This is a genomic window from Labilibaculum manganireducens, assembly GCF_002843385.1.
GTDB classification, from domain to species: Bacteria; Bacteroidota; Bacteroidia; order Bacteroidales; family Marinifilaceae; genus Labilibaculum; species Labilibaculum manganireducens.
In genome coordinates, this window is sequence record NZ_MVDE01000016.1 from 59505 (window position 1) to 84419 (window position 24915).

Consider the following 24915-nt stretch of genomic DNA (forward strand, 5'->3'; position numbering starts at 1 on the left):
TATTACTTTCGGTTACTGGATTTAAAAAGGATTTCTTTTTCTTCTTTGCTTAGACTGTCGTATCCTGATTTCGCAATTTTCTCCAATATAGCATCTAAGTGTTCCTGATGTTGTTTTTTTGCTTTGTTGTACTCTTTATCGTCCATTTTCTGGGTGTTCTTATAACTTACTTTCATTTTTCTTTTCTTAAAAAGACCAAAAAACGAATCCATAAGTGAATTAAATCCAGACGAAATATCTTTACCCTTACGAAGCTGATTAATGAACAACCAGCCATAAAAAGCACCGCCTAAATGAGCAATATGACCACCTGCATTACCCATTGGAATGCTCAGTATATCTGTAGCAATAAAAAATAAGGCGATGTGCTTAATTTTAACGGGACCAATAAACATGAGATGAACAACATGGTTTGGAGTATAAATTACCGTAGCAAAAACAACTGCCATAACCGAAGCCGAAGCTCCAAGAGCATACGATCCAAATCGAACACTTTCGAAAACAGGAAAGAGATTGTAGGCAAATATATAGGTTGCAGCACCGGTTAAACCGCCAATCAAATAAATGCTTACCAGTTTTTTCTGATCCAAATAGCTTAGGAAAATTCTTCCAAACCAGAATAACCAAAGCATATTCATTAGTATATGCAGAAATCCTTCATGCAAAAACATGTAGGTAAACACTGTCCAGGGTCTGCTTAGTAATGCATTGGTTTCGGCAGGTACCGATAACCAGTGCACAAGGAATGGAACTTGCGAAGGTTCCAGATTAAAAAGAAAGGTAAGTACGCCTACAATTTTAACAATCAGAAAAACACCAAAGTTGACGTAGATCAGTCTTGTTAAATTACTTCCTTCTTTGAATGAGTCTTTAATTCCGTCCCAAATACTTTGGTGGGAATAAGACTGATATGGATTGTTGAAATTCATGCTCATGAAATATCAATCATTTAACTATTAATAAAATCGGTTTGAATTCTTCTGCCAATACTTTATCAGGATAAATCCAAATAACATGCCGCCTAAGTGAGCGAAATGGGCAACGTTATCACCACTTACATGTCGAAAGCCCATAAATAATTCAACAGCACCGTAACCAATTACAAAATACTTTGCTTTGATTGGAATAGGAGGGAATAAAAGCATCAGCTCAGTGTTTGGGAACAGCATACCAAAAGCCAGCAGAATTCCGAATACCGCTCCTGAAGCACCAATTGTGGGAACATTAATGTTTTCAGTAATCATTTGGTTTACCATGGCAATGGCCTTTTGAGTATCAAAGGCATTATTAGGATGCTCAGCCCAGCTGTTTACAAAATCGGTAACCCAAGGCTTAACCGGCCCCATGTGCTCACGAATAAACTGCAGCATTAAATCAGGCGTTGGAGTATTTGCAAAAGCATTTGCAGCAGCTTTCATTGAGGAATAGTCAAGCAATCCTACAAATGTGTGAAGTGCAGCCGCACCAAGTCCTGTTATCATGTAGTACAGTAAAAAACGTTTTGATCCCCAAACTTGTTCCAGCACACGGCCAAACATGAACAGGGCAAACATATTAAAAAATAAATGACCTATTCCTCCATGCATAAACATATGCGTAATGAACTGATGTGGTTTGAAATATTCTGATGCCGGCTGGTGCAAAGCAAAAAGATTATCCATACTAAAGCCAAACCGGTCGCCGATTACCATGGTTCCGAGCAGGACTAGCACATTTATAATTATCAGGTTTTTTACAACCGGAGGGAGATTTAATAGTGAAGATCTGAATTGACTCATTCGAATTTATTTTAATATTTCCTTTTAGCTAACAATAGTCAGACCAATTTATAATTTGTGCGTGTGATTAACAAATCTAAGACAGATTGTCACCCTATTTAAATCTGCTTTCCAATTCCTGAGATTCAAGAACCGAAATAATTGCTTTTCCATCGGGGGTGAAATTAGGAGTTGAACAGGCAAAAAGTTGATCGATTATTGAACTCATTTCCTCATTCGAGAGGGTTTTTCCATAATTTAAAGCCGATGCTTTTGCCAAAGCTTTTGCCAGATTTTCGCGAATTTTTAGTTTCACATCCATTTGGTTCGACTTGTAGTTCGCCAGCAGGTTTTCAACCAATTCTTTTGGCTCGCAATTGTGTATATCAGCCGGAGTTCCATTAATCACAAAGGTTTTCTTCCCAAATTCCCTGATGTCAAACCCCAAGGCTCTTACATCTTCAATAATTACCTGTAAAAGAGTGTAATCCGAAGCATTGAGTTCTATGGTTTGCGGGAATAAAGTTTGCTGAGCAATTCCTTGATGATTTTCCAACGAATTGATGAATTTTTCAAATAAAATGCGCTCATGTGCTTTACGCTGATCGATGATCATCAAGCCGGAGCGAATGGGTGTTAATATGTATTTGTTTTTTAGCTGAAAAAAATTCTTTGCTTTCTGAATTTGTTCCTGCGGATGCAGTTTTTTTTGCACAAATTCTTCCGGCGGTTTTTGCGGCTGAAAATAATCCGGAATATTTTCCCGATCAATTTTCGCCTGATTTAATTTCTCATCCGACTCTCTTTTAGAAGGTTCTTCGTATAGAGTCTCCCATTTTTCGGGTACTGGCTTTCTGGTACCTCCACTTTGCTGAGGAGGTGTTTTCGCTTTAAATTCCTGATAGAATTGGTTCGATTCAAAAGATCTTCGTTCCTCGTCAAAAGGATTGTAGCTTTTTTCTCCATCAAAAGGGTTGTAGTTCAAATCTGCTTCGAAAGGGTTGAATTCAGGATTCACCTTAATCATTGGAGCCTCAATATCGGCATTGCTGTCGGCTACAGGAATCTCCAAACTGTTGTCTTCATCAAAATCGATGGAAGGCACAATATTAAATTTACCCAAGGCCTCCCGGATAGATGCCTGAATAATTTGATAGATTGCTCTTTCGTCCTCAAACTTAATTTCTGTTTTGGTCGGATGAATATTGATATCAATAATCTGTGGATCGACTTCAAAAAAGATAAAGTAAGGCGGTATGGTTTCAGGCGGCAGTATTTTATCGTAAGCCTGCATAATTGCTTTGTGAAAATAAGGGTGCCGCATGTAGCGGTTGTTCACAAAAAAGAATTGTTCCCCTAAATTTCGTTTGGCATTTTTCGGTTTCCCGATAAAACCAGTCAATTTAACAATGCTTGTGCTGGTATTTATACTGATTAACCTTTGGTTCATACCTTTGCCAAAAACATTGATAATTCGTTGGCGGATATGACTGGCAGGCAGGTTGTATATTTCTGTGTCGTTGTGAAGAAGTTGAAAGGCAATTTCGGGATGTGAAAGCACGATTCGATGAAATTCGGTAATGATATTGCGAAGTTCGGTAGAATTGGCCTTTAAGAATTTTCGACGGGCTGGAACATTAAAAAAGAGGTTTTTAACAATGAAATTACTTCCATCGCTGCAAGCCGAAACTTCCTGAGAAATTGCTTCGGAACCACTAATAACAATGTGAGTCCCTAATTCGTCTTCGGTTCGTTTGGTTTTTAATTCAACATTGGCAATTGCCGCAATAGAGGCAAGTGCTTCGCCCCGAAAACCCATGGTTCGAATGGCAAACAGATCTTTCGCTTTTCGGATTTTAGAAGTTGCATGCCGTTCAAAAGCAAGGCGCGCATCGGTAACGGACATACCACATCCATTATCAATTACCTGAATTAATGTTCTTCCAGCATCTTTTAAGTTGATTTTTATAGAGTTACCTCCAGCATCAATGGCATTCTCCACAAGCTCTTTTACAACTGAAGCTGGTCTTTGAACTACCTCACCTGCAGCAATTTGATTGGCTACATTGTCAGGCAGAATCTGTATCAAATCCGACATATAAATTTCTACTTCTAAAGTTTAACTTTCTAGTAACGTGTTGGGTGAAATTTAAATTGTCTGATTTCAGAAATTCTGAAAAAGAGACAAAAATAAATTTTAGAAAAGGAGAAATTTAAATGACTCCATTCCATCCATAAAGGTAAATGTAAGTTGCCAGTGCAAGCAAGACAAAGATAATTAACAATCTAATGTTCGATTTGTTTCTAGAGCCATTAGAATCGAAGTGACCATGACGCAGTTCACTTTTCATTCGTCCTTTTATGTTGGGGATGTATGGTTCATTTTCATCCTTCAAACCCAGTTCTCCTCGTATCCTTTTTTCTCTGTCTTCTCTTGCTTCTTTTGCAGGATCCCAATATCTGGGTTGAATATTAAATCTTTTGTATTGAGGTTTTTTAAAAAAACTTGTAAATCCCATGATAAAATGTTTTATACCAGTTAAAAGTGTAATGTTGTAGGTATAATTTGAATGCTTCTGCTGTTCAATTTGGAAAATTGCCCATCCAAAGCAAAAGATTCAATACAAGCAATACTTTTCGTCTAAAAAGACATACAAATATATCGATTTTTTCTGAATTTATTTTTCCTCCAATTGCACATCCATGAGTTAATGTATCCTAAAAAAAACAATATTTGCTTGTAGGGTTTTAAAATTATTTCTTTTGTAAGAACTGGGTCTGGTTAAGCTTTTTACCACACTGATTGCAGTACAGAGCATCTTCGGTATGATTGTCGGCCAAGCAATTTGGACAAACCTGAGTCGATGCAGCTTTTGAACTTTGTTTGCTCAGTTCAACAGTTACGATTCCTGTTGGAACGGCGATGATGGCATAACCAATAATCATTACGAAGCTGGCAAAAAACTGACCAAGAGATGTTGCCGGGGAAATATCGCCGTAACCAACGGTAGTAAGCGTAACAACTGCCCAATAAATGCCGCGGGGAATGCTGGTGAACCCGTTTTCGCTGCCTTCAATCAAATACATGATGGTTCCGATGATGATGACCATGGTTAGAACAGCAAAAAGAAAGACGGATATTTTTATTCTGCTTTGTCGAAGCGCGCGAACAATAATAGCTCCCTCTTTAATATATCTGTTGAGTTTTAAAATCCGGAAAATCCGAAGCAAGCGTAAAGCTCTGATTACCATGAAGCCATGAGTGCCAGCTACTACAAGGCCTAAGTAGGATGGTAGAACCGAGAGTAAATCGATAATGCCGTAAAAACTAAAGATATAGGCTTTGGGTTTTTGAACGATCCATATTCGCAGCATGTATTCTAAAGAGAAGATTGCTGTAATCAACCATTCCGAAAGTTTCAATACATCGTGATAATCTCTTTCGATGGAAGGCACACTTTCCAAAACAACTAAAAGGATGCTTAAAATAATAACAATAAGCAGCGAAATATCGAATATTTTCCCCGGTTTGGTGTCTGCCTCAAATATGATTTCGTAAAGGCGGTCTTTTGTAATACTCATGAAAGAAAGAGATTAGAGGTTCAGAACATAAACTTACTAAAAAAGTCTGGAAAGAACTTGAAAAGCCAAACGGTCAAATGGCCGGGGAAATCTTAAAATAATATAAAACTTGAGTGTTGAATGAATCTGACTCCTTATCTCGTAAATCTCATTGCTCTTTTTTTTATACTTTTGAATAAAATTTGAACAAGATGATTATAAATGATATAAAAGAAAGCTTTTTGGATGCACAAAAAGTTTTGAATGAGTTTATTGCCGATGAGGCTAATTTTTCAGCCATTGAAGCGGCAGGTGACGCAATGACAAAATCCATAAAAAACGGCGGAAAGATTATTTCCTGCGGTAATGGTGGTTCGATGTGCGATGCCATGCATTTTGCCGAGGAATTAACGGGTCGTTTTCGAGGAGACAGACCTTCGATGCCGGCCGTAGCCATTTCAGATGCCAGTCATATTACCTGTGTGGCAAACGATTATGGTTTCGATTATATTTTCTCGAGATATGTGGAAGGAATGGGGCAAAACGGAGATGTATTTTTAGGAATCAGTACTTCGGGAAATTCAGCGAATATTATTAATGCAGTAAAGGCAGCCAAAGAAAAAGGACTGATTGTTGTTGGTTTAACCGGGAAAACGGGAGGTGAAATGGCTGCCCTTTGCGATGTTGAAATTCGGGTGCCTTGGGAAAAGTATTCCGATAGGGTGCAGGAAATACACATCAAAGTAATTCATTGCCTGATTCAATACATCGAAGCAAAAATGAAATAAGCATTGTAGATATTAGATGTGAGAAATGAAGTTTTTTTCACAGATAAAAAAGTGTAGCAAGAGGATGTCGTAGCGGCATCCTTTTTTTTGTGTCCGAACAGCAGGGATATCTTAATGTTTTATAATTTGGATTATGTTTTGGTTGGCTGGTGTATTATTGTTACATTCACGGGTTGATTTTGTTTATTGGTAAAACTTATAAATATGCTTGTTAAAACCTACGGAAGTGCAGTATATGGCATTCATGCCACAACAATAACAATAGAAGTAAATGTTTTTCCCGGAGTGCGTTTTTCCTTGGTGGGATTGCCCGATAATGCGGTGAAGGAAAGTCAGCAGCGAATAGATTCTGCCCTGCGTGAAGTTGGCTACAAAATTCCCGGTAAAAAGATCATTATTAATATGGCTCCCGCCGATATCCGAAAAGAAGGATCGGCTTACGATTTGCCTTTGGCGATAGGAATACTGACAGCAACCGAGCAAATTAACTGCGAAGTGCTTGACAAATATCTTATTATGGGCGAATTATCGCTCGATGGCAGTTTGGTTCCCATTAAAGGTGTATTGCCTATGGCCATTCAGGCCCGCGAAGAAGGTTTTGAAGGTTTGATTTTGCCAAAAGCAAATGCACGCGAAGCTGCTGTTGTTAACAAGCTGAAAATAATTGGCGCCGATACGATTAAGGAAGTGATTGAATTTTTGAAAGGTGATTTGGTAATTCCACCTACCGAAGTGGACACCCGGGCTGAATTTTACGCGCACTTAAATAATTTCCCCCACGATTTTGCCGATGTGAAAGGACAGGAGAATGTGAAACGTGCTTTGGAGATTGCCGCCGCCGGCGGACACAATATTATTATGATTGGGCCTCCGGGAGCAGGGAAAACCATGCTGGCCAAACGAATTTCAGGAATTTTGCCTCCCTTAACGCTGCAGGAAGCATTGGAAACAACAAAAATACACTCGGTGGCCGGAACTTTGGAAAAAAACAGTGCCCTGATGACACAAAGGCCGTTTCGATCGCCGCACCACACAATCTCTGATGTAGCTTTGGTTGGCGGCGGTACATTTCCGCAACCCGGCGAAATAAGTTTGGCGCACAATGGCGTGCTGTTTTTAGATGAGCTGCCCGAATTCAGACGAACCGTGCTGGAGGTGATGCGGCAACCTTTGGAGGATAGAACCATTACCATATCACGAGCTAAATGTACCATTGAATATCCTGCCAGCACCATGCTGATTGCTTCCATGAATCCTTGTCCGTGCGGCTACTACAACCACCCCGATAAAGATTGCCTGTGCGGGCCGGGAATGGTGCAAAAATACCTGAGTAAAATTAGCGGTCCGCTTTTAGATCGTATTGATATTCACATTGAAGTAGTTCCCGTTTCGTTCGACAAAATATCCGATCAGCGCTTGTCCGAAAAGAGTGAATTGGTTCGGCTGCGGGTTGAAAAAGCCAGACAGGTTCAGGAGAAACGATTTGCTGAGCACGATGGCGTTCATTGCAATGCCCAGATGAGTTCGAAATTGCTGCGGAAACACTGTCAGCCAAACGAGGCCGGCAACCAATTGCTAAAAACCGCCATGGAAAAGGTGGGACTCTCGGCCCGCGCCTACGACCGCATTTTAAAAGTTTCGCGTACCATTGCCGACTTGGAAGGCTCTGAAGCCATCGAAACCGACCATTTAGCCGAAGCCATTCAGTACCGCAGTTTGGATCGTGATGGCTGGGGAGGATAGGGGGTAATTATGAATTAAAAATTATGAATTAAGAATTAGGAATATTTGTAGGGTCATGCCATGGCGTGACCTTTTCATGTATTAACCCCTAAATCCCCTAAAGGGGACTTGCCAAAATCCAAATTCAAATTGGAGGATTGAATCCTTCGGATTCAACTATTTATAGCAAGAAAATAAGCCCAGATGATTCGACTCCGAAGGAGTCGCACGATATTCACACAATCATTTTTCTATAAATAGGTAATCCCTTCGGGATATTTTGCATTTAATTATTGATTGTAGGGTCATGCCATGGCGTGACCTTTTTTGTGGTTTATGATTTCGGATTGCGTTGAATGCGATGATCTGAATTGCGGATACGACATGTCGTATCCCTACGGCATTGCCGAATAGATTGGTAATTGTTTTGAACGAATGTGTTTTGATTGAATGTTTGTAGGGGCATGCCATGGCGTGTGCTTTTTTGTTGGTGGTAAAATCTATTTTACCGCATAATTTATCTGTAAAACAAATTGCTTATCATATATATTGTTTTTACATTTACTGATCCGATCATAAAAAAATATATAAAGCGATTGATGGAGTAGTGGATGATGCGTTGCAGAAAGAGTGTTGTTTTGAGGGGGCAGGGCAGAGATCGGTTGTTTAATTAGATGATATAGTTAACAATTGAATTGTAATAAAATAATCTTTAAGTATTTAAATTATGGCAACATTATTAAGAGACAAGATGTCCTCCGAATCGCACATTAGTTATAGCGAACGGCACGTGCGTTTGTGTCAGCAAACCAAGGGGGCCGAAAGTTTGGTTCGAAACATACAGCCTAAAATTGAAAACCTGCAAAGTAAAGTTGATGTTCGTTCTGAAAAAGTAAAGCTGCGCTATTCTGCCTACGATGCTATTGTGTTAAATGATGGTGTTTTAGACGACAGCATTAAAAATTTGGCGGATAGTGCCAAACAATACGATAGAAGTACTCCGGGCCGATCGGTATATCAGGTTTTATTCCCTGATGGGCCGCCATCGAACATTACCGATGCTTCTTTTAGCAAGGAAATTGAAAAAGCCGGTCAGTTATTGGTTCGGTTGCAATCGTTGGGCGAAGGACACGCTTTGCTTAGCTATGTTGAAATTTTAAGTGCAGCAATTGATGCATCGCGGCAGGCGATAGCTGCGCATCAGGTGGCTGTTTCGGATGAGAATACTGCTTTTGCCGGGGAGAAACTGGCTCAGGCTGCATTGCGTAAACAGTACGAATTTAATTATTTGGATGCCGTGAAGTTACTTGGAAAGAATCATGCCAATCGTCTGTTTCCAAAACCATCGGGTGGAAAGAAAAAGGTGGCTGAGGAAGTTGTTAACGAGGCTGAAGCATTGTAAAAAGCGCAAATTAAGTTTTCGCTGGCAGAAATGCATGCCCACAGAGAGGAGCGCAGTTTGAGTGATTCAAACTACGCTCCTTTTTTTGGGAACAGGCTCGGAAGCTCTCAAAGCAGCTTCCCGCAAAAGGGCTGTTTATCCGGAAGCCTCCTGACCGTGTTCCCAAATTTGGGAACACACTACCGGATGCTCCAAAGTGGACTCCCAAATTTGGGAATGCAGTTTAGGGACTTCGGAGTGCATTGCCACCACGCGGGAATGCACTTTGAGGCGTTCAAACCAGTCTCCTGCAAATGGGAATGGAGTTTTTAAGAAATTGAGCGGCATTTAGGCTGGATGGGAGGTGACTCTTCCTAAAACCTGAAGTCAGATTTGCCTTTTTACCCCTAAATCTCATGAAGGGGATTTTTAGATTCATCTTGCCAACAATTAAATTTTATTAAAAGGGAGTTATTTAGACCTAAAATTTGAATTATCGTTATTCTAATTTCTGGGTGGTTTTACTACTTAGCATCTTAGTTTGTGATACTTCAATGAGCTTTAAAATCTAAAATCAAATGGAAAGAATCTTTGGTGAAATTCAAACCCAATTTAGGTATCTCCACTAAAATGGCAGCAGCACCTTTTTTTTAGGTATTAATGAGTGTTCATATTCCTGAGTTTGATTCTTTATTGTCCAATTTTGCTTCGTAAACCTGTTCTGAAATCAACTTTTGTGTTGGTATATTTTTTTTATGTCGCATAAAGGTCATATGCCATTATTATTTTTTTCTTTTTATTGTTTTGTTAGTTGTGTTTTTACAAATAGAACTATCATTTATTACATAAATAATGATTATTGTATTATTTGCAAACGATATCAATAGAGATGTTGCTTTTGCATAAAATGTTGTTATGTAGTGATTTGCATTCTAATTTGTGAAGATATTTCCAAGTGACTGTATGGTATTCCATGTTTTAGTATAAAATTCCATTTTTCAGAAGTTCTTTTCGTCTCACTTTTAACATAGATTAACAAATGAAGTTTTGAATTCAAATTCGTTTGTTGAGATATTGAAAAACAGAAGTGATTTATATGTATTAAACAAAAAGAATTTCAAATGCAAATTTCTAAACTATGGAAAGTATCTGTATGTGTCGTCTTAATGACTATTTATGTTCTGGGTGGTGCATCAACGTTTGCTCAAAATGCTCCAATAAAAGTGAAAGGCAAGGTTCTTGATGCATCCGGGCAACCATTAACTGGAGCTACGGTCGTAATCGTTGGCACAACTGAAGGTACTGTAGCCAACATTGATGGTAATTATGAACTCACAGTCGATCCAAATACGACTTTAACGGTGTCGTTCATTGGTTACAAAACGGCAACTCAAGCCATTCAGGGCCGTAACTACATTGTGTTTAAGCTGGAAGATAATTCTGCCGAGCTCAGCGAAGTTCAGGTCATTGCCTATGGCTCACAAAAAAAGGTGACCGTTACAGGCGCTATTTCGAGTATCAAAGGAACCGACCTGATGAAATCACCAATAGGTTCGGTGTCCAACATGCTATCGGGTCAGCTCAACGGTCTTACCACCGTTCAGTATTCGGGGGAGCCAGGGAGCGATGCTGCCAACATCTTCATTCGTGGTCAGGCCACATGGACAAATTCCTCTCCACTTATTCAGGTTGACGGTGTCGAACGCGATTTTAACGACATAGACCCTAACGAGATTGAAAGCATCAGCATTCTAAAAGATGCTTCGGCTACAGCAGTATTCGGTGTGCGGGGTGCCAACGGCGTTGTGCTCATTACAACCAAGCGTGGTTCAGCAGGCAAGGCAAAAATTTCGGTCAGCACTTCGATGAGTGTTATTGCTCCAACCAAAACAATAAAGTTGGCAAACTCTTATCAGTATGCCACATTTTACAACCAGATGCAGTTGAACGATCACCCCGAATATAATGAGGCGGAACTTATGTTTCAACCCTCTGTTATTCAGAAGTTCAAGGATCATTCGGATCCTATTCGGTTTCCTGATACTGATTGGGTTGGCTACGGCCTGCGCAACCATGCTTTTCAGACGCAAAGCAATATCAATATTTCCGGTGGTACCGATAGGGCTCGCTATTTCGTGTCGGCCGGCTTCTATTCACAGGGCGGTTTATTCAAAGAGTTTGATTTGCCATACGACTTGTCTTATCAGTACAAACGATTTAATTACCGAACCAACCTCGATTTGGATGTTACCAAAACGACTACTTTGTCGCTTAGTTTGGCTGGTAATGTTAACAACGCCTCTAAACCATACACTGGTGTGGGTAGTGCAGGTATGTTGCTCGAAATGTATTATGCAACTCCATTTTCAAGCCCGGGTTTGGTTGATGGCAAGTTGGTGAGAACTTCAACCAACTACACCGATGTCAGTCTACCGTTTACTGGTGGCAACGGTATGGCATATTATGGAAACGGCTTTATGAAAACCTGTAACAACACGTTGACAACCGATGTTCAGTTGGTTCAGAAGCTGGATTTTATTACAGAGAATTTGAGCTTCCGCGTTAAGGGATCATACAATGGTGGTTTCACTTCCTATGTTCGTGCGTCATCAGGTGTGGCTGCTTATACTCCTGTAATTCAGTCCGACGGTTCTATCGCTTATAAAAAGAGCGGTTCGGATACTCAGTTGAAATATGAGGATATAAAACCAGGATATTCGCGTAACTGGTATATGGAAACGGCCGTCAACTACGACCACACTTTCAGCGAAAAGCACCATGTAACAGCGTTGGCTCTTTACAATCAGTCGAAAAAGTATTATCCAAGAACATACGCTGATGTGCCTCAAGGATATGTCGGTTTGGTTGGCCGAATCACTTATGATTATAAAAGCCGCTATATGGCTGAGTTTAACATCGGTTATAATGGATCCGAAAATTTTGCCCCCGGCAAACGTTTCGGTACATTCCCTGCTGGTTCGGTAGGATGGTTGATAAGCGAAGAACGTTTTTGGAAACCTGTTAAACCTGTTGTTAGCTTCCTGAAATTTCGCTATACCATAGGTATTGTTGGTAACGATCAAATTGGAGGCAGTCGATTCATGTACACTGCCGACCCATATTCGGTTAATAACAATACCGATACAAACCGTGGCGGTTACAGCTACTTTTTCGGTATCGAAAATGCTACAAAGAGTATGGGTACATTCGAAATGTCGAAGAATAATGCCGATCTGACCTGGGAAAAGTCGGTAAAGACCAACTATGGCATTGACATTAAATTTCTCAACGACAAGTTGAGACTTACCTATGACTACTACACCGAAAAGCGTAAAGATATCCTTTTGATAGATGGAACTGCTCCTTCTGTACTTGGTTTTAAAGTACCAATGGCTAATCTTGGTAAAGTCGACAGCTGGGGTTGGGAAGCTTCATTGAAATGGGATCAGAAAATTGATGAAGATTTCCGCTATTCAGTTGGCGTTAATTTAATGTACAACCAGAACAAGGTTATCGAACGCAAAGAAGCTCCGCTTAACAACGAATTCCAATACAACAAAGATCACCGTATTGGTTCGCGTCTGCAATACCATTTTATGGAGTATTATGACGAAATGAATACCGAAGCCCGCTATTTGGATCGCTACGGCGAGACTATGCCTGAACAGCTTACCACACTTAAGAACGGAGATTGTGTCTATGTGGACCTCGACCACAATGGCTATATCGACAGCAACGATAAAACACGCGATCTTGGTTATACCGACGATCCTGAATATTTGGCTGGTATTAACCTCGGACTTACTTGGAAAGACTTCGATTTTTCTATGCAATGGACTGGTGCATGGAATGTTACCCGTACCATTTCGAGTGTATTCCGCAAGCCATTTACTGATCGTAACAATGCCAACCAGGGCGGTTTGCTTGTTTATCAGGTAGAAAATACTTGGACAGAGGAAAATCCTGATCCAAATGCCGAATATCCACGTGCAACATTCGACAATGGCGATACAAATAACTATGTGGAATCCGATCTTTGGGAGAAAGATGCAAAATATCTGCGGCTTAAGAATATGCAGATTGCATATAATTTCCATCTGCCATTCATGAACCGCATAAAACTCAACACTTTCCAATTATCATTAAGTGGATACAATTTGCTTACTTTCTCGCCATACATCTGGGGTGACCCGGAATCGAAGGCAAGTAATTCGCCAACATATCCACTTACAAGAACATTCTCGTTGAATCTGAAACTCGGTTTCTAATTAACTTAAAATAATTATAATAATGAATAAATACAATAAATGTATATTTACAGCCCTTGCGGGGATGGCTTTTTTCTCCATGCTGGTTACATCCTGCGTGGACGAAACCAATTTCGGTGATGATTTCCTCGAAAAGGCTCCGGGAGGTACGGTTACAAGCGATACGGTTTTTGCTAGTGCCGAGTATACAAAGCAGTTCCTTACAACATTATATTCGATGCAGTACTATGGTTTGCCATATCGTAACACATCGGGTGATGCTTATCCGTGCGAATCGTCAAATATATATGTAGGTAAAGTTGATGCGCTTACCGATTGCTATGCATTTACATATCTGTCTGGTGGTATTGTAAGCAATTATTATCTGGGAACGCACACCTCCAACTACGGCATTCGTTCCGATAAGTGGAGCTATCTTTTGAACCGTGTTTGGGAAGCAGTGCGCTACTCTTGGTTACTCATCGAAAATGTTAACACAGTGCCCGGTTTGAGTGCCGAAGACGCTGTTTCGTACACAGCTCAGGCTAAGTGTATCATAGCTTCGCGCTACTTCGATACTTTCCGCCATTATGGTGGTATCCCTATTATAGAAAAATCTTTCAATGGAACCGACGTTAGCTACAAGATACCTCGTGGCAGCGTTGAGGAGACAGTGGATTTTATGGTAGGATTACTTGACGAAGCAGCCGAAGTGCTGCCATGGAATCTCGAAAACCCCAACACCGATGCAGGTCGATGGACTAAGGCTGCTGCCATGGCAATGAAATGCCGTATTCTGCAGTTTGCAGCATCGCCAATCTTTAACGACGATGAGCCGTACTATCCTGGTGCTGCCGACAACAACGCTATTTGGTACGGCTCATACCGAGCTGATTTGTGGCAAGAGTATCTGAAGGCTTGCGAAGATTTCTTTTCTAAGCTAAATGCCAACGGTACTTACTATCTTGTTACGGCTAGTGGTACCCGCATTGAAGACTACCGTTTGGCATACCGTTCGGGCTATGCCCTTCAAACCAGCCCTGAAGTATTGTTGAGCACACGACAGTTTGCATACGATGCCTACAAATCGGGCTATTACAGTTGGCACACTTGGGGCGATGCTCTAGGAAGCATTCACCGGGGGTACAGCCCAACGCAAGAGTATGTTGAGATGTTTCCATGGGCAGACGGCACGCCGTTCGAATGGGATAAAACAGAAGCCAAAGGCAAGCTTGATGAAATGTTCTGCACCGGAAGCGTTAAAGGCAACGATCTCACTTTGACACGTGATCCTCGTTTGTACGAAGAGGTTATTGTTAATGGACAGCCCGTTTCTCTCGACTGGACCAGCGCCAACATGTCTGGTCAAAGCTTTGAATCGTGGGTAGGCAGTACTAACGCTGGCAGCGGCCCCACAAACCAAACAGGTTCGTTTGCAACAGGCTATGCGCCAATCAAGTTCCTTATGGGCAACGATATGCTGCGTAAATACACCATGTGGCCCGCTATTCGTCTATCCGATGTATATTTAATGTATGCTGAGGCTCTTTGCCAAACAGGCAATTTCACCAAAGCTATAGAACAGGTAGACAATGTTCGTGCACGTGTAGGCCTTAAAGGCCTTGTAGAATGTAATCCCAATAAAAACCTGACTTCCGATAAGGATGCACTTATTGAAGAGATATTGCGCGAACGCGCCTGCGAACTTGGAATGGAGGATGCTCGATTCTTCGACCTTGTGCGCTACAAGAAAGGTGATGTTTTTGCAAAGCAACTCCATGGTCTTCGCATGTATCGTCTCGACGACGATGGCAAGCGTGTTGAAACGCAATGGTACGGTGCGGGTCAAATTGGCGATTTTCCTTCCAAGTATGATTATGAAAAATTCGAATTGTCGAACCCAACTCGTTATTGGTGGATCAACGGCTTTGATCCGAAATGGTATTTGTCGCCTTTCCCACTTACCGAAGTGAACAAGAACTACGGGTTGGTTCAAAATCCGGGATGGTAACATTCTAAATTATCAATTAATAGAAATTTGAATGATTATGAAGAGATATAAAATAATTGCTTTGTCTTTCATATCCGGGCTTTGTCTGTACACTTATGCGCAGGGACAGGAGCTTAGAGATAGCATTTCAGCAAAACCGAAAAAATTTATTGGCGAAGCCGTTCATATTGGTTATCACAAGACGCAGAGCTTTGAAGAGTCTACTTCATCGACTGCTGCTGTTAGTAGTAAAGAGTTTGATAAGCGCAGTGCCAAGAACATTGCCAACTCGTTGTTTGGCCATGGATTGGGTCTCACTGTTCTGCAAAACTCCGGACGCTATGCCGGCAGCGAACCAACAATGTATGTGCGTGGGCTGCAGACTTCGTCCGACAACACTCCACTTGTACTTGTTGACGGTATTGAACGCGATATCTCCGGCATTTCGCCGGAAGAGGTTGAAACGGTGACCATCCTTAAGGATGCCGCTGCAACAGCCATTTATGGCTACAAAGGTATCAACGGCGTTATCAACATATCGACCAAACGCGGCGAATACGAAACCACTAAAGTTAACGTTTCTTTCGACCATGCACTTGACATGCAGGTGCGCCGCCCTGAATTTGTAAACAGCTTTACTTATGCAAAGGCTATGAACGAAGCATTGAAAAATGACGGATATTCGGTCAGATATTCGCAAAACGAACTCGATGCACTGGAATCCGGCGAATATCCATACCTTTATCCAGATGTTGATTGGATTGACGAAACCTTCCGAGACTTAGGTTACACTAATAACTACAATGTCAGCTTCAGTGGTGGTACAAAACGTTTTCGTTACTATGCACTGGCAAAATTGACAGGCAACAGTGGTTTTATCGAAAACCACGACATGAACAGTGGTTATTCCACGCAAGACAAGTACTCGAAAGCGAACTTGCGAACCAACATGGATGTCGATTTGACAGAGACCACCAAGATGAAACTTGACGTACTGGGCATACTATCAGAGTCGAAGACTCCTGGAGCCGGCAACTTGTGGTCGTCAATATATGCACTTCCGGCTGCAGCCTTCCCCGTTCAGCTCGAAGACGGCACTTGGGGCGGAAACACGATTTGGGCTGGAACTATGAATCCAGCAGCCGTTTCGCAAGATGCAGCCTACTCCAAGTATCACAGCCGCAGCCTCTTTGCCGATATGACCTTATCGCAAGACCTTTCGGCTATTACCGAAGGTTTGGGGGCAAGTGCTATGTTTGCCTACGACAATTCGGCTACTTACAGCGAAGACCATACCAAGACTTTCGGCTATGGAAGCCAAACTGTAACTGAATGGCTCGACAACAAGCCGGCAAGCATCTCTAATTACAGCGGCGGTGTCGAAAGCTCTATGGGCAGTGCTGCTAAAATTACTTCGTTTACACGTGTGTTTAATTTTGCAGCTACTGCTTACTACGACAAGGCTATCAGCGATAACCAGAAACTCTATGCACAGTTGAAATGGGATTATGAATATCGAAACATCAAAGGCGTCAACCAGACTTGGTATACTCAAAACGCTTCGCTTTATGCACACTACGGTTTGAAAGACAAATATTTCGCCGCCTTTACTTTGGTAGCTTCCGCTTCTAACCAATTGGCTTCCGACCACAAGTGGGCTTTGTCACCTACCATTTCTGCCGCATGGCTGCTATCGAAGGAAGACTTCATGAAAAATCTTTCGTGGATCGATCTTTTGAAGGTTCGCGCATCATTTGGTATCATCAATTCCGATGAAATACCAGGCACCAACTATTGGGAACAGACGTACGGCGGCGGCGGATACTACCCGTTCGACACGAATTATTCGGTAGGAACAAGCAGCTGGTCGCTTGGACAATTAGCTTCGCTTAATTCTACGCACGAAAAGGCTTTTAAATACAACTTCGGTATTGATGCCAGAATGTTTGACGGACTCGATTTAAACTTAGACACATATTTTGAACACCGTGCCGATATCTGGATCGATTCTGACGGCAAATACTCTTCGGTGCTTGGTTTTACCGCTCCTTACGAAAACGGTGGTATTGTCAACAGCTGGGGTATTGAGCTTGGAACCAAATATAACAAAACCTTTGGCGATGTAACAGTCAAGCTTGGCGCAAACTTCACTTTGGCTAAGAATAAGATTAAGGAACAGTATGAGGAACTTCGTTTGTATGAAAACCTTGTTACCACCAACAAGCCTCTAAAGCAGACATATGGCCTTGTTGCCCTCGGATTTTTCAAAGACCAGAGTGACATAGACAACAGTCCTGAACAACTCTTCGGCGATATTAAGCCTGGCGACATCAAATATAAAGATGTGAACGGTGACGGACAAATTGACACTAACGATAAAACTGCGATCGGTTACAGCACAACAGCTCCTGAGATTTATTACTCGTTCAATCTCGGAGCCGAATGGAAAGGTTTAGGCTTCGATGCTGTGTTCCAGGGTACTGGCCGTTATTCGGCGCTCCTAAACACCTCCAGCGTTTATTGGCCGTTGATCAACAACACGACTATTTCACAGGAGTACTACGACAAGCGTTGGACTTCAGAATCTGAAAGTGCCAAATATCCGCGTTTGACTTCACAAAACAACAATAACAACTTTCAAACCAACACAATTTGGCTCGAAGACCGATCGTTTCTAAAACTTCGTTCGGTTGAAGTTTATTATAACCTGCCACAGAGCTTAATTCAGAAGACCAAGTTCATCAAGAATGCAAAATTTTATGTTCGTGGTGTCGATCTGGTCTGTTTCGACAAAATCAAAACTGCCGATCCGGAAAGATCAGGTGCCGGCTATCCGCTTATCAAGAGCTATATTGCCGGAGTGTCTATTGACTTTTAATTGTGAACCTGTTTAATGAATTTAAATATGAAACGTCCATGCCAAATCGATTTTGACACACAGGGAGATGATTATCTCAGCATGGTAAGTTCTCCCGAAACAAGTTCGGGACAGGCTATATGGCAAAAACTTAAAATTATAATCATATGAAACGTCCATGTATAAAGCTTTCTACACACAGGGAGATGATTATATGGTAAGTTCCATATGACAAAAACTTAAAATTATAATCATATGAAATTTAAGAATATAATAGGAGGAATAGCCTGCATGTGCGCCCTGGCGTCTTGCGAGGAGAATATGGACTATCACGAGTATTCTAACTATGACAAGGATTATGTTGCCGAATCGTACGAAAGCGTTATAGGTCTTGTGACTAACATCTACTTTAAGCTCGACTACGACTTCGGACAGATATATTCAGGTGGTATGCTGGCCTCGGCCAGCGATGAGGCTGAATATGCCTACTCTTCTAATTCTATCTGCGACTTTACCAACGGTTCGTGGAGAGCGTCGAATGCATTGTCGAACACGTGGAGCGCAAGCTATGAAGCCATTCAGTGCTGCAACCAATACATGGACGAGTTCCAGGGATTAACTTTCGATGATCTGAGGCTCAACGACGATTACAATGCTCAAATGTTTCGCTATAAAAATTCGTTTTACGAAGTGCGTTTCCTGAGAGCTTACTTTTACTTCAATCTTGTACGTCAGTATGGTGCTGTTCCATATTTTACAGAAATGGTTACAACCGATAATGTTAATAGTTTGACGCGCACACCAGCACTCGACGTATTCAGTGCAATCATGAACGAATGTGATGCCATCGTCGACTCCATTCCGGGCGATTACACTCAACTTGGTCTTTTTGGCATTAGCCCGGCAGAATCGGGCCGCGCTTCCAAATACGCCGTTTTGGCTCTTAAGGCACGCACTGCACTTTATGCAGCAAGTCCGTTGTTCAATACCAACAACGATACCGAACTTTGGCATCAGGCAGCCTTGGCCAACAAGGCCGTAATCGACTCGTGTCTGGCCAATGGATTTTCGCTCGTCAATTATTCTGACCTTTGGACTTCGGAAAACTGGTCACAGCCGGAAATGATTTTCATGCGCCGCTATTACGGTAAGTCAGATGTCAATTCCAATGTATTAGAGAAGTATAACTATCCTATCGGTATCGACGGTGGTGCAAGTGGAAACTGTCCATCTCAAAACCTTGTAGACGCCTACGAAATGCAGACAACAGGTAAGGCTTGGGACGAAGACGGCAGTGGCTACGATTCCGAAAATCCTTACGAGAACCGAGACCCTCGCTTTGGCATGACCATTGTAAAAAATGGCGACACTAAATGGCCTGCTTACAACACCGAAGCCATTCAGACCTACTACGGTGGTTCCAATGGAGAGCCGGCTTCGGGTGCAACACCTACTGGCTACTACCTTAAGAAGTATCTGATTCCATCTATCGACTTGCGTTCAACAAGTACCAACACTTCTGCTAAGCATACTTGGATTACTTACCGTTTGGGCGAGTTTTATCTCAACTATGCCGAGGCTGTTTTTAAATATCTTGGTTCAGCCGATGCTACGTCAGCTGAGTTCCCAATGTCAGCCATTGAAGCGGTCAACTATATACGCAAGCGTACTGATGTGCAGATGCCCGAATTCTCTACAGGCTTGTCTAACAACGATTTTTGGAAGAAATACCAAAACGAACGTATGGTCGAATTGGCTTTCGAAGGACATCGATTCTACGACTTGCGCCGTTGGAAGGAGGGCGAAAAGTTGAGTAGCCTAACCGAAATGAAGCTCACCAAAAATAACGATGGCTCCATTTCTTATATTCGTAATGTTGTTAGCCGCGTGTGGGACGAAAAGATGTATTTCTTCCCGATTCCACAATCGGAACGCAGCAAGAACTCTAATCTGGATCAAAATCCAGGCTGGTAAGTTCCATATAAAATTTTATCCAAAGGGGTGCCATCTTATGTTGCACCCTTTTTTAGCTTTTTTTCGATTTTTTTTTTTGTATAACTAAATATTTACGAATTAATAATATTTGGACTGAGGGTCTCACTTATAGTGAGGTTCTCAGTTTGAGTTTAAAAGGCCAGGAATGCAGCGGAAAGCCCGCAGTAAAGGTTTGGCCGGTGGGTGGGATGGCGAGGACTTGGAGCGAAAAGCCCGGCCGACCGAAAGGAGGTAAGCCCCACATTTACATGGCGGAAATCACTCAATTATCAGATTTAACGGAAAAGAAAAAGACGATTAGGTTGTTTTTTATATTGTTTTCTTACATTTGTTTTACCTAGATAATAGAGTCGTTGTGCTAAAAAACGAAGCTTAAAAAGAAATACTTACTATGGGAAACAAATTGAATGATCCTATCGCAAGATTAATGGGATTGCGTTACAAGTCTCATCCTTGGCATGGGCTGGATGTTGGAGACAATGCGCCGGATTCGGTGATGGCATTTATTGAAATGGTTCCGACGGATACGGTTAAATATGAAGTAGACAAAACGAGTGGTTACCTGAAGATTGACCGTCCTCAGAAATATTCGAATGTTGTTCCTGCTTTGTACGGATTTTTACCTCAGACATATTGTGGTAAATCGGTAGGGGAATATTGCAGCGAAAAATCGGGTAAGGAAAATGTTCAGGGTGATTCGGATCCTTTGGATATTTGTGTGCTGACCGAAAAAGTGATATCGCACGGTGATATTATTGCAGAGGTTCGTCCGATTGGTGGTTTTCGAATGATTGACGGAAATGAGGCTGATGATAAGATTATTGCTGTTTTGATGAATGATGCTACTTATGGTGCTTATACTGATATTTCGGATTGTTCGGATGTGGTTGTGGGCCGTTTGAAACATTATTTTTTGACTTACAAGGATATGCCGGGTTTGGACAGCGAAGCCGAAATTACACATATTTATGGTGTTGATGAGGCCAAAGAGGTAATTATTCGTTCGATGAACGATTACAAAACCAAATTTGAGAATTTGGAAGATATTCTAAAACACGTTTAAATCAATTCATAATTACGATACCGGGCTATCGGGAATTAATTACAAATTATAAAACGATATGAAGCGATGGTTCGAAAGAACTGTCGTTTTTTTTGTGTTTAGTTTATGGTGAATATAATAATGAGGTGGCTGATATTTATTTAGACTCTTTGTGTTTTGTGAGTGTTTGAAAAAGGAACTACAGAGGTAAACAGAGGAAGGAAAGAAAAATTTTGTCTCAAAATTCATGATTTGGTAAATGGTTTATTTTTTGAATTTAAAGCTCTAAATAGGAATCTCTGTGGAACTCCGTGAACTTTGTGCATTAGGTTGAGTACGAAATGTTAATTGAAACGTATCTGAATATTATATTTTGGTCTAAATAAGAATCTATTTGTGTAAAAACTTGCACAATTGGCAGATATGTGCGAGATTAAAAAGATTGAGATTTTAACGAACAAAGGAGAGGTAAGAATGAAAATATTGTGTGAAACAGAAAGATTGTATCTACGGGAAATACTGCCGGCCGATGCCGAAAGCATGTTCAAGATGGATTCGGATGCTGAGGTTTATAAATTTTTAGGACGAAAACCCATTCGGAATATCAACGAGAGTAAAAAGATGATTGAATCGATTCGGGATCAGTATAAAAGAATTGGCATTGGCCGTTGGGCAATTGTTGAAAAGGAATCGGGGAATTTTATTGGCTGGACCGGCTTTAAATTTGAAAAGGAAAACCAGAACGGGCACAGTGATTTTTACAATCTGAAATTTCGACTGCTGCGCAAGTATTGGGGCAAAGGATATATTACCGAAGCAACAAAAGCGGCTGTTAACTATGCTTTTACCGAGCTTAAAATTCCCGAAATTTACAGCATGACTTTGCTTGGCAATCTGAAATCGCAACGGGTGCTGAACAAGCTAGGCTTTCAGCTGGAAGATAAATTTAAGTTTCAGGGAGATGATATTACCTGGTATAAACTGAAAAATAAATAGTGATTGCCAAATACAGGGGACAGCTGATGAGTTCGCATCATCTGAAAATTAATGCTTTACCTCTGGCTTTAGGCAGAGGATTTTTAAAGCCCCTTTAGGGGGTTGGGGTGTTTTTTGGTAATTGGTTTTTTCGAAAAAGGACACGCCATGGCATGTCCCTACGGTTTTCGTGAACAGATTATTAGATTTATTCGTATCGTAAACTCTCAACCGGATTCCTCGTAGCTGCCCGCCACGATTGAATGGAAACGGTAAATTGGGCAATTCCCAAAGCAATGAGTCCTGCCAAGGCAAAAATCCACCAGCTAAGTTCGGTTTTGTAGGCAAAGTTTTCGAGCCATTTGTTCATGGCATACCAGGCAATTGGGCAGGCCAACACAAAGGCGATGGCTACCCATTTTGCAAATCCTTTGTTTAGCATTGTAATTATTTCGTGAGTTTTCGCACCATTTGCTTTACGGATACCTATTTCTTTGGTGCGTTGTTCGGAGGTAAAATAGGAGAGAGCACTAATTCCGAGTATGCCGATGATGATTCCAAGAACAGAGAAACTCATCAATATCCGTCTCAGGATGTTTTCCGATTTGTATTGCTGTGCAATTTTATCATCCATAAAAAAGTAGTCCATTTTTTGGTTGGGGTAATGTTTTTGCCATTCTTCCTGAATGCTTGTCATGGCGCTTCTTATATTCCCGGGTGACATGCGAACATGCATAAACCTTGCCCTGTTTCGGGATTCGTCGATAAGAAAAACGTAGTCGCCAATTTGATTGTGTGCAGAACTGTAATTAAAATCTTCTGCAACGCCAATAATATCAACTCTTCTCTGATCGGCCTCTAAAGGTATTCCGGATCGAAATAAATTCAGTTCCTCAAGAGTTTTGTGTTTTTCCATCAATCTGTTAAACAAATGCTTGTTGATAACCATTCCTTCAATGGTATCCAATGAAGTGTTGATGTAGCTGTGAACAAATGGAATCTTCATGGTTTTCAAAAAATCATAATTAGCCATCGACATTTCAGCGGTTCCTTCAATTCCAAAACCATCAAGCGATAAGGTTTGTGTGGGATATCCAAAATGCTGCATTGTAAATCCAATTGATTCGATGGAAGGGTTTTTTCTTAATTCATTGGCAAACACATTGGGGTCTTTCGAAAAATCTTTCATGTTGAGGACAATAACATTGTCTTTTGTAAAGCCAAGCGGTTTATTCAGCAGGTAGGAAATTTGTTTGTTGACCAAAACAGCAGATGAAATGAGCACAATTACAATCAGGATTTGAAAGATCATTAATGGTTGTAAAATACGCCTGCCGGTTAAAGATGTATGACCTTTAATGATATCGCTGGTTGAATTGTTTTTTAAAATAAAAAAGCGCACAAAAAGGATGCTTAGAATTCCACTGAATATCAGAACAGTTAATGCTGCCAGATAAATGATTGGTTCGGAATAGAAAATATCGAATTGAATTTCATAGAAGTTATTAATGTAAGGTGTAAGCGCCTCAATTAAAATCAGAGCCATTACAATTGACAACGAACAAAGCAGAAGTACTTCAATAAGAACTTGTGTGAGCAAATGTTTTTTGTGAGCACCAACGGATGTTTTTAATCCAAATTCTTTTGATCTTTTAAAAAGGTTAACTGTGATTAAACTAACAAAGTTGATTAAGGATACCAGCAGAATAATAATGGCAACTGCAGTGAATAAATTGATATTGATTTTTGTATTGCTCTCTTTTAATTCAAATCTGAAATTGGATTTTAAGTGAATGTCGGAAAGTTTTGTGAGACTGAATTCATAGTCTTTGGGGCCGCGGGTTTGTCTTAAGCTCGAATTATTAAATTTGTTCAGGAGTTTCTCTTCAACAAGCGAAGGTGAAACTCCTTTTTTTAATTTTAGATAGTTGTAAACCCATTGAGTTTTTCTTTCGGATAAGGAGGCATAGGTTGCATCGAGCGAACCTTTTTGAGAAATCAGGATCTCGCAGTTAAAATGAGTTTTGATGGGTGTGTTTTTAACGATACCAACAATTTCATATTTCCCAAGATCTCTTCTGTATTGCAAGCCCTCAACATCAATGTATTCACCAATTGGGTTTTTGTCTTTAAAATGTTTTTCAGCAAATCGTTCAGAAATGAAGGCAACATTGGGTTTTGTAATATCAGACAAATTGCCAACCAAACTTTCAATTCCGAATAAGTTCATGAAATTGGTGTCGACCGATAAAATGTCTTTTTGCGATACACTTTGTTCGTTTACTTTAATGGTTCCCGACTGACAATGTGAAAATTGTGCTGTGTATTCTACTTCCGGAAAGTTTGCTGAGGCTTCCTTAACAAATCCTAAACTTCTGGCCCAAGGATCTTCTACATGCGAAGGGGTTGATGCTACTCTGTAGATATCCTGATAATCCGTAATATGCCTGTCGTAGCTGCGTTCGTTTTGCACATGAATGAACAGGACAAAGAAGGAAGCGATGCCAAAACTGAGACCAAGAATATTGGTCACAGAAAAGGCTCTGTTCTTAAGTAATCGTAAAACCGATAATTTTAAATGATACCAAAGCATATTTTTG

16 protein-coding genes are annotated in these 24915 nt (G+C 40.9%); 10 read left to right on the forward strand and 6 right to left on the reverse strand.

The features are described 5' to 3' along the window. Window positions 1–2: 2 nt before the first annotated feature. The 5 genes from BZG01_RS11745 to BZG01_RS11765 form a co-directional block, all read right to left on the reverse strand. Window positions 3–935, reverse strand: coding sequence for a rhomboid family protein (locus tag BZG01_RS11745; RefSeq protein ID WP_245870353.1), 933 nt, complete (start codon window positions 933–935; stop codon window positions 3–5). Between the two features lie 21 nt (window positions 936–956). Next, window positions 957–1778, reverse strand: coding sequence for a rhomboid family intramembrane serine protease (locus BZG01_RS11750; protein WP_101310033.1), 822 nt, complete (start codon window positions 1776–1778; stop codon window positions 957–959). Between the two features lie 94 nt (window positions 1779–1872). Further along, window positions 1873–3855: a DNA mismatch repair endonuclease MutL gene (gene mutL / locus BZG01_RS11755; RefSeq protein WP_101310034.1), complete on the reverse strand. Its 1983-nt coding sequence runs from the start codon at window positions 3853–3855 to the stop codon at window positions 1873–1875. 115 nt (window positions 3856–3970) lie between these two features. Continuing rightward, complete coding sequence (locus tag BZG01_RS11760) at window positions 3971–4276, reverse strand: hypothetical protein (RefSeq protein ID WP_101310035.1); 306 nt, start codon at window positions 4274–4276, stop codon at window positions 3971–3973. Window positions 4277–4511: 235 nt separating this feature from the next. Further along, window positions 4512–5339: an ion transporter gene (locus BZG01_RS11765; RefSeq protein ID WP_101310036.1), complete on the reverse strand. Its 828-nt coding sequence runs from the start codon at window positions 5337–5339 to the stop codon at window positions 4512–4514. Window positions 5340–5530: 191 nt separating this feature from the next. Here BZG01_RS11765 and lpcA point away from each other — a divergent pair, with 191 nt between their 5' ends. The 10 genes from lpcA to BZG01_RS11810 all read left to right on the forward strand — a co-directional run bounded on the left by lpcA (window position 5531) and on the right by BZG01_RS11810 (window position 22336). Continuing rightward, on the forward strand, window positions 5531–6106 hold the full coding sequence (gene lpcA / locus BZG01_RS11770; RefSeq protein WP_101310037.1) for a D-sedoheptulose 7-phosphate isomerase: 576 nt from the start codon (window positions 5531–5533) through the stop codon (window positions 6104–6106). A 204-nt stretch (window positions 6107–6310) separates the two neighbouring features. After that, window positions 6311–7849 (forward strand): YifB family Mg chelatase-like AAA ATPase, encoded by a 1539-nt coding sequence (locus BZG01_RS11775; protein WP_101310038.1) that lies wholly within the window; start codon window positions 6311–6313, stop codon window positions 7847–7849. Window positions 7850–8555: 706 nt separating this feature from the next. Continuing rightward, window positions 8556–9230 carry a hypothetical protein gene (locus BZG01_RS11780; protein WP_101310039.1) on the forward strand — a complete coding sequence of 225 codons (675 nt, stop codon included), beginning with the start codon at window positions 8556–8558 and terminating at the stop codon, window positions 9228–9230. Window positions 9231–10330: 1100 nt separating this feature from the next. Further along, window positions 10331–13477: a SusC/RagA family TonB-linked outer membrane protein gene (locus BZG01_RS11785; protein ID WP_101310040.1), complete on the forward strand. Its 3147-nt coding sequence runs from the start codon at window positions 10331–10333 to the stop codon at window positions 13475–13477. 22 nt (window positions 13478–13499) lie between these two features. Then, entirely contained in the window at window positions 13500–15467 is a 1968-nt protein-coding gene (locus tag BZG01_RS11790; RefSeq protein WP_101310041.1) for a RagB/SusD family nutrient uptake outer membrane protein, read from the forward strand. Between the two features lie 37 nt (window positions 15468–15504). Then, window positions 15505–18324 (forward strand): SusC/RagA family TonB-linked outer membrane protein, encoded by a 2820-nt coding sequence (locus BZG01_RS11795; protein ID WP_101310042.1) that lies wholly within the window; start codon window positions 15505–15507, stop codon window positions 18322–18324. Window positions 18325–18351: 27 nt separating this feature from the next. Next, the gene (locus tag BZG01_RS21990; protein ID WP_281256429.1) at window positions 18352–18474 is read left to right on the forward strand and encodes a hypothetical protein; all 123 of its coding nucleotides are present in this window, start codon (window positions 18352–18354) and stop codon (window positions 18472–18474) included. A gap of 84 nt (window positions 18475–18558) precedes the next feature. Continuing rightward, entirely contained in the window at window positions 18559–20277 is a 1719-nt protein-coding gene (locus BZG01_RS11800) for a RagB/SusD family nutrient uptake outer membrane protein (protein ID WP_101310043.1), read from the forward strand. Between the two features lie 412 nt (window positions 20278–20689). Next, window positions 20690–21361 carry an inorganic pyrophosphatase gene (locus BZG01_RS11805; protein WP_101310044.1) on the forward strand — a complete coding sequence of 224 codons (672 nt, stop codon included), beginning with the start codon at window positions 20690–20692 and terminating at the stop codon, window positions 21359–21361. Window positions 21362–21763: 402 nt separating this feature from the next. Further along, a complete protein-coding gene (locus BZG01_RS11810; RefSeq protein ID WP_101310045.1) occupies window positions 21764–22336 on the forward strand; it encodes a GNAT family N-acetyltransferase in 573 nt (190 codons plus the stop codon). A 187-nt stretch (window positions 22337–22523) separates the two neighbouring features. Here BZG01_RS11810 and BZG01_RS11815 read toward each other — a convergent pair whose 3' ends face one another. After that, on the reverse strand, window positions 22524–24908 hold the full coding sequence (locus BZG01_RS11815; protein WP_101310046.1) for an ABC transporter permease: 2385 nt from the start codon (window positions 24906–24908) through the stop codon (window positions 22524–22526). Window positions 24909–24915 lie beyond the last annotated feature (7 nt).

What these genes read in the sequence shown, in the direction of transcription:
- BZG01_RS11810 (WP_101310045.1), top strand. Translation starts at nt 21,764, where the DNA reads ATGTGCGAGATTAAAAAGATTGAGATTTTAACGAACAAAGGAGAGGTA.
- BZG01_RS11815 (WP_101310046.1), bottom strand. Translation starts at nt 24,908, where the DNA reads ATGCTTTGGTATCATTTAAAATTATCGGTTTTACGATTACTTAAGAAC.
- BZG01_RS11765 (WP_101310036.1), bottom strand. Translation starts at nt 5,339, where the DNA reads ATGAGTATTACAAAAGACCGCCTTTACGAAATCATATTTGAGGCAGAC.
- BZG01_RS11785 (WP_101310040.1), top strand. Translation starts at nt 10,331, where the DNA reads ATGCAAATTTCTAAACTATGGAAAGTATCTGTATGTGTCGTCTTAATG.
- BZG01_RS11745 (WP_245870353.1), bottom strand. Translation starts at nt 935, where the DNA reads ATGAGCATGAATTTCAACAATCCATATCAGTCTTATTCCCACCAAAGT.
- lpcA (WP_101310037.1), top strand. Translation starts at nt 5,531, where the DNA reads ATGATTATAAATGATATAAAAGAAAGCTTTTTGGATGCACAAAAAGTT.
- BZG01_RS11790 (WP_101310041.1), top strand. Translation starts at nt 13,500, where the DNA reads ATGAATAAATACAATAAATGTATATTTACAGCCCTTGCGGGGATGGCT.
- BZG01_RS11780 (WP_101310039.1), top strand. Translation starts at nt 8,556, where the DNA reads ATGGCAACATTATTAAGAGACAAGATGTCCTCCGAATCGCACATTAGT.
- BZG01_RS11805 (WP_101310044.1), top strand. Translation starts at nt 20,690, where the DNA reads ATGGGAAACAAATTGAATGATCCTATCGCAAGATTAATGGGATTGCGT.
- BZG01_RS11775 (WP_101310038.1), top strand. Translation starts at nt 6,311, where the DNA reads ATGCTTGTTAAAACCTACGGAAGTGCAGTATATGGCATTCATGCCACA.
- BZG01_RS11795 (WP_101310042.1), top strand. Translation starts at nt 15,505, where the DNA reads ATGAAGAGATATAAAATAATTGCTTTGTCTTTCATATCCGGGCTTTGT.
- BZG01_RS11750 (WP_101310033.1), bottom strand. Translation starts at nt 1,778, where the DNA reads ATGAGTCAATTCAGATCTTCACTATTAAATCTCCCTCCGGTTGTAAAA.
- BZG01_RS11800 (WP_101310043.1), top strand. Translation starts at nt 18,559, where the DNA reads ATGAAATTTAAGAATATAATAGGAGGAATAGCCTGCATGTGCGCCCTG.
- BZG01_RS21990 (WP_281256429.1), top strand. Translation starts at nt 18,352, where the DNA reads ATGAAACGTCCATGCCAAATCGATTTTGACACACAGGGAGATGATTAT.
- BZG01_RS11760 (WP_101310035.1), bottom strand. Translation starts at nt 4,276, where the DNA reads ATGGGATTTACAAGTTTTTTTAAAAAACCTCAATACAAAAGATTTAAT.
- mutL (WP_101310034.1), bottom strand. Translation starts at nt 3,855, where the DNA reads ATGTCGGATTTGATACAGATTCTGCCTGACAATGTAGCCAATCAAATT.